Origin of the sequence: Bacillus sp. FJAT-47783 (genome assembly GCF_022808615.1) — a bacterium.
Lineage (GTDB): Bacteria > Bacillota > Bacilli > Bacillales > Aeribacillaceae > Bacillus_BZ.
The window spans coordinates 1-7,629 of record NZ_JAKZKS010000046.1; the positions used below are offsets into that span (position 1 = coordinate 1).

Genomic DNA, 7,629 nt, shown 5'->3' on the forward strand with positions numbered 1-7,629 from the left:
ACGTGTGAGTAACGATAATCCCTACTCAGAAGTAATGTTTCGGACACTCAAATATAGACCGGATTTTCCACACAAAGGCTTTGCATCACTCGAAGAAGCAAGAAAATGGGCACGGCAATCTGTCCATTGGTACAACGAGATTCACCTACATAGTGGGCTAAATTTTGTGACTCCTGTACAGTGTCATTCGGGGGAACACGTAGCCATATTGGAAAAGCGAAAAAACGTATACGAAGCAGCGAAGGCAAAGCATCCAGAGCGTTGGACTCGAGGCACAAGAAATTGGACACCGAATAAACAAGTAGCGCTCAATCCAATGCGTGACGAGGAGAAAACCGAAGCATTGAGGAAACCATAATATTCCCTATTTCCCTAGTGAATTGAACCGAAAGCACGCTTTTCCTTTCCATTCAAATCACTAGGCCAGCAAGCGCAGCGCGGTAGCCTTGACTGAACTTGGGGATTGATGGCATTTATTAAAATACTAAAGTAACTAAATGCGACAACTATATTGACAAACACCGCCCCCAAATCTAAAAGACCCCAAGAATGTTGATTTTTTTGTATTCATGGGATCTTAAGATTGGTTCTGTTTAATTATTGTTTACCAAGTTTAAGTTTACTTTTCCAATTTATTTTCCATTCTGTCGATTACTTTTCGTGCATCTTCATTTGTTAAGTTTGTATATAAAGAGGTTGTTTCAATCGAATTATGACCAAGCTGATCTCGTAACAATACAAGATTACCACCAGAACGCAACCACTCACTCTCAAAGGAATGACGCAGCTTATGTGGGCTTATAGCTTTTCCGTCATTAAACGCTTTTGTATATTTCTTTACATTTTCCTGAATCGTCCGTACAGAGATAGGGCTAGCATTTCCGTCATACTTGGTTAAAAAGACGTATTGTTGGTCGCCTGGAGCTTTATACCGTTCCTTACGAATGGATAGGTACTGCTTTAAATAATGAAGGGACCATTCGGTTGCTAAGATGGTATCGGCCTTATCGCCTTTACGAATCACGTCAATCTGCATTTTGTGGAAGTCCACGTCTTCTATCGTAATGTTCGCCAATTCAGTGACACGTAGCCCTGTACCAAAGGCTAACGCTATAATGGCTATATCGCGTTCTTTGTCACGCATGAAGCGGGACTTCTGGCGAGAGGAGAGAGTTTGCTCATATTCACACTCTAAGAATTGAATAAATTCATCGATCTCTTTCAGAGTAAGAATCACGCTGCTAATCTTTTTGGCTCGGCTACTCTTCGACACTTTCTTTTTAAAAGTCTTTATCTTCGAGAATACATTCCGATAGAAATAACATTCACCTTCATCATTCTCCGTTTCTTGTGTCAAATAGTTAAATAAAGATTTAAGGGCATTAATGTTTCTAATAACACGATCATGGCTTCTTTTCTTCATAACACCTTTTCGATATTCAAAAGGGGAGTCGTACAAGTAATCGATAAAGAACTCAACATCTTTCTTTTTCAGCTTTTCGAGCGTTTCGAGTGATATATCTTTTATGCTATCAACTTGTACAATACCTTCAGATTGCAGCCATTCAAAAAAGATTTTAAAGTCATGTACATAGCCCAATAGTGTAGAAGGGGATAGATGGGCACGTTTTTTGGCCCGTACATACTCCACAACATAAAAAGGCATTTCTTTTAAATGTTGCTCCAATCGCTGCTCATGTTGTAGACGTTCTCTTGAAAGAGAGGGCATAGCTGTTCACCGTCCTAATCTATTTATTTGAAAATATAGTAAACTTGCAGCTTGTTATTGTCGAGATTTGTCGTTTATTTGCGTGAAAGACAATTTAACCATACTAACAAAAAATGATTAAAACGTCTAAAACCCTTGATATTATTGGGTTCGACGTTTTTTTATTATACCATGAACAAACGGAAAGGGCTATTATCCGTAGTGGATGAAGAGATTGAGAAAATTGAACAGAAAGCCACTATTAAACCAAGCTGTTTAAAAGGTTGTGCGCATTGCTGTTATTTTCCGATAATCGTAACCCGCGGGGAAGCGAAGCTGATGGTAGAATATATAAACAGTTTGCCAGAAGAACAACGAGTAAATATTTATAAGCATTTAGACAACTATTTCACTCAATATAAAGAGCAGATTCAAGGTGCGTGCGCGATTGATTTTCGAGATGATCGAGCGTTTAAAGAAACGTATATACAGAAACAATTGCCATGTCCATTTTTAGATACGAAAACAAACTTATGTAAAGCGTATGAAGTACGTCCGATACCGTGCCGTACGTATTTAAACTATTGTAACCCAACGGTCTGTGCGGAAAACGACGTCCCAAAAGAGCCATTCAGCTATGAGTTTTTATATTCTTTTTACATGCAAGCATTAAACGAAGTTCTCCAAGAGCTTGTGGAAGAAGAAGAATTTCCATTCGACTATCCGAATGATTTCATCACATACGACTATTTACCGAATTTGCTTTCTGAATATATGAAAACCGACTCGTAAAACCAACCTTATCTCTAAGTTAGCTTAGGGGTAAGGTTTTATGTTGTTATTGAGGGGAGAATCCGCAAGTTTATGAAAGAAATCCGCAAATCATGAAAAAAAGGAGCAACCCTTCAGTTGTAGACTGAATTGGTCCTATTTTTTAAATACTTCTAGTATTGGTGTTTATCTACATTTACTAACAAACGATAAAATTTCCACATCATGTAGAAGAAAAAAATATATCCAAAAAGTGAATACAAATGGTTCCATTTAGGGGCATGTTCAAATACGCCAATATTTTCAGCTATTTGTTCGATAAAATAGGCGAGCACACCGATCAAGTATAACAAGATAGCACGGACAAAATAGCAGGATTTTCCCATCAACATTAAAAATAAAGCGGTTATAAGAGGAAGGATAACGAGTGTAAACAAAATATTAATCGAAAAGGTTTGCGGGAATAATCGTTTCGGGAAGGTGTAAAATCCGTTATGAACAAAAATCAAATCTAAGTATGTTCCAAGTAAAGAGGCAAAAAGTACTGTAGCAATTAAAGCAACATTATTCCTTTCTGAGAAAAAAGGCTTTTTTGGCGATGATGGCAAGTTCAATTTTTTCAATCGTTTTACAATATTCATCATAAATATCCCCACCCGAATATGTTTCTTCTTTTAAATAGTCGATGATTGTATAGTCATGAAACCAATCTTCACCTTCGGCTTTATCATGCTTTCTGTTTTCCCAAGCAAATTTTAATGGTGGACTGTATATACGATGTGCACCTTTTTTTAGCTCACATTTTTTAGTTCTTCGTTTATACACGGTTCCTGGTAATGACTCATTGACAGGATGAAAGAGGTGCTTCCAATAATCGGCTCTTGAACCTGTATGCTTATTCTTTTTAGCCCAATGTAACACACCATTTAAAACTTGTTCTTTATGAAAAAGTAAGGAATAAAGACGCTTTCCTAATAATATCCGTTCATGAACAGAGGCAAAATGCTGCAGTGTAGCCCCGGTTAAAAGAGGCTTTTTTCCCTTTTCTATATAAGGAAAAACAATTTGATTAAAGCGTAAAAAATCATAAAGTTTAAATTCAATCGTGTTTAAAACGGTCTTTTGAAAATGAGGGTTTTGAAGGATGTGCTTTTCTAAATAATTTTGTTCATTGATAACCGTTGCAATGGCTAATAAATAACAGTCTTTATGCTCCCAATAATAATTCCAAATGGTTTCCATAAATGTTGATACGTTTAAATAGGGAAGGAGATAAAATAAGTTTTGCTTAAACCGTAAGCTATGATGATAAAGTAAAAATTGTGGAAAAACATCTTGGAAAATTAACCAATTCCCGCGCTCTAAAAATAAAAAGAAATGTTTTTGCTCTTTTTCTGATAAAAGCCTCGGTAACATATCCCCTTTTAAATCTGTCATATGCCATCCCCCGTTTCGAGATACCATATGCCCTAATAACGCCCAATGAATGTCTGGATGTCTCGTATAAAAATCTAAATAAGCTGCAGTTCTTGTCACGTTGTTCACATTGAGTTTGGTTGTCACTGTCTGAATCGAATCGATCATGTTTTGCTCCCACATTTGTAATGGTGGCATCGGCATTTCCATGCTGCTTTTTGACTTTTCGATCAGCATTTCTTTAAGTGTTAATAGGTGAGGTTCGACTGATTTCTTTTTGTGGAAAATTTGAAAAGGCATCCTTTTCCTCCCTTTATCGAATAGCTTTTATAAAGTCAGAATATGTATAGGAAAAAGTATGATTTTTACTTGAGACGGTGGTGAAGAGGATGAGGCAGCAAATAGAATCTGAAATCAATCGAATGGTTGCTTCAATTATAAAGTCGCAAAATGTGAACGGATCATGGGATTTTCCATTTGAAACAGGAGTTGCAACAGATTGTTATATGATTATCTTATTACAAACGTTAGAAATTGATGATGAAGATTTGATTCTCTCACTTGTTGAACGAATTTTGAGCAAACAAGAGGAAAATGGAGCTTGGAAGCTATTTTACGATGAAGAGAATGGGAATCTTTCGTTAACCGTTGAAGCGTACTACGCTTTACTTTATTCAGGCGTAATAAATAAAGACAATCCGAAAATACGTTTAGCGAAGGAATTTATTTTAAATCATGGTGGCATTAAACAAGTTAATATGTTTACGAAAGTAATGCTTGCTTTAACAGGGCAAATGAAATGGCCTAAATCTTTTCCTTTACCAATTGAATTTATTTTATTCCCTTCCTCTTTCCCATTAAATTTCTTTGATCTTTCCATTTATGCAAGAGCTAATTTAACACCAATCCTCATTGTTGCCGATAAAAGATTTAGTGTGAAAACAACACATACCCCTGACATATCTGATTTATATGTAAAAAGAAGCCAAGATTCTTGGAATATGAACTCTCGCGAATGGCGATCTTTTCATCATTATATTTATGAAGGCGTGAAACGTTTAGTTGGAATTCCTTTTCAACTTCATCAATTGGCATTAAATCGAGCAGAACAATATATGCTGCATCGGATTGAACAAGATGGTACCTTTTATAGCTACTTTAGTGCGACGTTTTTAATGATCTTTGCGCTAATGGCTCGAGGATATTCAAGAAGGAATCCAATTATTGTTCGCGCTGTTCAAGGTCTAAAGTCATTTAAAACAACAATCGATGGACATACTCATATTCAATACACGACGGCAACTGTGTGGAATACGGCATTACTTAGCTATTCAATGCAAGAAGCAGGTGTTTCTTCAACATCTGTTTCTATACAAAGAGCGAATCACTATTTGCTCACACGCCAGCACTTTCTTTATGGAGATTGGGCTGTTCATAATTCGAAGCAATTACCAGGAGGATGGGGGTTTTCAAATATCAATACAATAAACCCAGATATTGATGATACCACTGCATCATTAAGAGCGATTCGAACGCAAGTGAAAAATGAGCTTCCGTACCGTCAAAGGTGGGATTTGGCCATTCAGTGGGTATTGTCAATGCAAAATGATGACGGTGGCTGGGGAGCATTTGAAAAAAATGTAGATAAGCCGATCTTTTCTTTGTTACCTGTAGAAGGCGGTGAAAAAATGCTCCTTGATCCATCAACCCCTGATTTAACTGGAAGAACGTTGCAGTTTTTTGGTGATTTTACGAAATCAAGCTACAATCAAACGTTTATAAAGGAAGGAGTCAAATGGCTCTTAAAAAAACAAAGAAGCGACGGTTCTTGGTACGGAAGGTGGGGGATTTGTTATATATATGGAACGTGGTCTGCTTTAACCGGATTGATCTCAGTAAAAGTAAGAAGTGATCATCCTAGCATACGAAAAGCTGTTAAATGGTTATATTCTATTCAAAATGAAGATGGAGGTTGGGGAGAGTCTTGTAAAAGTGATAAAGAGAAAAGATATATTTCGTTACCAGCTAGTACGAGAGTGCATACGGCATGGGCATTGGATGCATTGGTAGCTGCGGAAGAAAGCATTACACCTCAAATAGAAAAGGCAGTGAACTATTTATTAAATCCGAAAGCGGAAACGTCATGGGCTAAAAATTATCCTAAGGGTCAAGGCTTACCAGGAAGTTTTTATATCCACTATCCAAGCTATGAATATATTTTTCCGTTAATCGCATTAAGTCATTATCAGAAAAAAATGTATGATGCTTAAATTAAAATATGATCGGTTATAAAAAGTTCAGGAGTGACCTGGACTTTTTATATTTCTCCCTCAAAAAACTTTGTCTCATAAGTCTTCACACTTTTAATATCAACTATTCCGAGTGGTTTTTAATTTCGGTTAAATATGTTATAGTTTTTTAGATTTTTAAACAATGAGATTTAGAGGGTGTATTTAGATGAAAAAAGAATGGATCATACGATGGTGCTTTTTTATGACTGGTTTAATGGTACTAGGATTTGGTATCGCCCTTACGATTAAAGGAAAAATCTTAGGGATTGGTCCGTGGGATGTGTTTCACTATGGCTTATATTTAAATTTTGGCCTTTCTATAGGTGTATGGTCAATCATTGTCGGATTCTTGCTTCTCACAATTACTTCCCTATTTACAAAAGAGCTCCCGAAATTCGGTGCATTTTTAAATATGCTATTACTAGGTGTTTTTATCGATTTATTTAACTATCTTCTCCCACAGCCAGATGCGTTTTTGGGTCAAATCAGTGCATTTATCTTCGGTGTAATTGTAATTGGATATGGAATTGGTTTATATGTATCGGCTAATTTTGGAGCTGGGCCACGGGATGGCATTATGCTACTTATTGTTGAAAAAACAGGGTGGAGTGTTACTTGGGTTCGAAACGGTATTGAAATTTTCGTGTTACTTGTTGGTTGGGCTCTAGGAGGACCAATCGGTATTGGAACACTTTTGATTGCGTTCTTATTAGGTAAGGTGATTGCCTTTTCATTGCCACAATGTCAAAAACTTTTAATGTATGTGACTCACCAATTAACAGTTCTAAATAGAAATCGTTCAATTACATGAAGAAAGTTAGAATATAAGTTAATGTGCGTAAGGTTGGCTATTTTATGAAGTCAGCCTTTATTGTTCTAATAATGAAACTATGATTTAATTATATGTCATTGATCTTCAAAAAGAGTTTAAAGAACTCTAAGACAATAGTATTATATTTTTATAAAAAAATTATTGACTTATGAAATTGAATATATTAAGATAATAAATGTCGCTGCAAGACAACAGCGAATTCTTGCGAAATGCTTCTTTGGGTATTGGTGAGAAAAATAATTGTTTTTATAAATAACTGTTGATTTTGTAAATGGATTTTACTGAAAAAGTATTGACAGTTTAAATTTAAGATAGTATATTAAAAATCTGTCTTGTGAATAGTTCTTTGAAAACTAAACAAAACATGAACGTCAACGTTAATTCTATATTTAATTATGAGTAAGTCAAACTTTTATTGGAGAGTTTGATCCTGGCTCAGGACGAACGCTGGCGGCGTGCCTAATACATGCAAGTCGAGCGAACAGATAGGGAGCTTGCTCCCTTGACGTTAGCGGCGAACGGGTGAGTAACACGTGGGCAACCTGCCTGTAAGACTGGGATAACTCCGGGAAACCGGGGCTAATACCGGATAACTTTTCCCCTCGCATGAG

The 7,629-nt window shown here is 36.3% G+C and carries 7 protein-coding genes and 1 rRNA gene; 5 read left to right on the forward strand and 3 right to left on the reverse strand.

What is annotated here, in order from left to right; all coding sequences use genetic code 11:
- Positions 1-358: integrase core domain-containing protein (locus MLD65_RS17645; RefSeq protein ID WP_243293133.1), on the forward strand; the 358-nt coding region annotated here is incomplete at its 5' end.
- A 261-nt stretch (positions 359-619) separates the two neighbouring features.
- Here MLD65_RS17645 and xerS read toward each other — a convergent pair.
- Complete coding sequence (gene xerS, locus MLD65_RS17650; RefSeq protein WP_243293134.1) at positions 620-1,729, reverse strand: tyrosine recombinase XerS; 1,110 nt, start codon at positions 1,727-1,729, stop codon at positions 620-622.
- A gap of 201 nt (positions 1,730-1,930) precedes the next feature.
- On the opposite strand from xerS, the gene MLD65_RS17655 reads away from it, so the two are divergent.
- A complete protein-coding gene (locus tag MLD65_RS17655) occupies positions 1,931-2,500 on the forward strand; it encodes a YkgJ family cysteine cluster protein (protein WP_243293135.1) in 570 nt (189 codons plus the stop codon).
- A 152-nt stretch (positions 2,501-2,652) separates the two neighbouring features.
- Here the strand turns inward: MLD65_RS17655 and MLD65_RS17660 are convergent, their stop codons facing one another.
- The gene (locus MLD65_RS17660; RefSeq protein WP_243293136.1) at positions 2,653-3,123 is read right to left on the reverse strand and encodes a CBO0543 family protein; all 471 of its coding nucleotides are present in this window, start codon (positions 3,121-3,123) and stop codon (positions 2,653-2,655) included.
- On the reverse strand, positions 3,044-4,195 hold the full coding sequence (locus MLD65_RS17665; RefSeq protein ID WP_243293137.1) for a DUF2515 family protein: 1,152 nt from the start codon (positions 4,193-4,195) through the stop codon (positions 3,044-3,046). The genes MLD65_RS17660 and MLD65_RS17665 overlap by 80 nt, the downstream gene beginning before the upstream one ends.
- 89 nt (positions 4,196-4,284) lie before the next feature.
- On the opposite strand from MLD65_RS17665, the gene shc reads away from it, so the two are divergent.
- The 3 genes from shc to MLD65_RS17680 form a co-directional block, all read left to right on the forward strand.
- A complete protein-coding gene (shc, locus tag MLD65_RS17670; RefSeq protein WP_243293138.1) occupies positions 4,285-6,165 on the forward strand; it encodes a squalene--hopene cyclase in 1,881 nt (626 codons plus the stop codon).
- Positions 6,166-6,352: 187 nt separating this feature from the next.
- Positions 6,353-6,997: a YczE/YyaS/YitT family protein gene (locus MLD65_RS17675; protein WP_243293139.1), complete on the forward strand. Its 645-nt coding sequence runs from the start codon at positions 6,353-6,355 to the stop codon at positions 6,995-6,997.
- Positions 6,998-7,430: 433 nt separating this feature from the next.
- Positions 7,431-7,629, forward strand: a 16S ribosomal RNA gene (locus MLD65_RS17680); the annotation flags it as partial.

Excerpts from the sequence above, each read along its gene's own strand:
- xerS (WP_243293134.1), bottom strand. The coding sequence starts at position 1,729 with ATGCCCTCTCTTTCAAGAGAACGTCTACAACATGAGCAGCGATTGGAG.
- MLD65_RS17660 (WP_243293136.1), bottom strand. The coding sequence starts at position 3,123 with ATGATGAATATTGTAAAACGATTGAAAAAATTGAACTTGCCATCATCG.
- MLD65_RS17665 (WP_243293137.1), bottom strand. The coding sequence starts at position 4,195 with ATGCCTTTTCAAATTTTCCACAAAAAGAAATCAGTCGAACCTCACCTA.
- shc (WP_243293138.1), top strand. The coding sequence starts at position 4,285 with ATGAGGCAGCAAATAGAATCTGAAATCAATCGAATGGTTGCTTCAATT.
- MLD65_RS17675 (WP_243293139.1), top strand. The coding sequence starts at position 6,353 with ATGAAAAAAGAATGGATCATACGATGGTGCTTTTTTATGACTGGTTTA.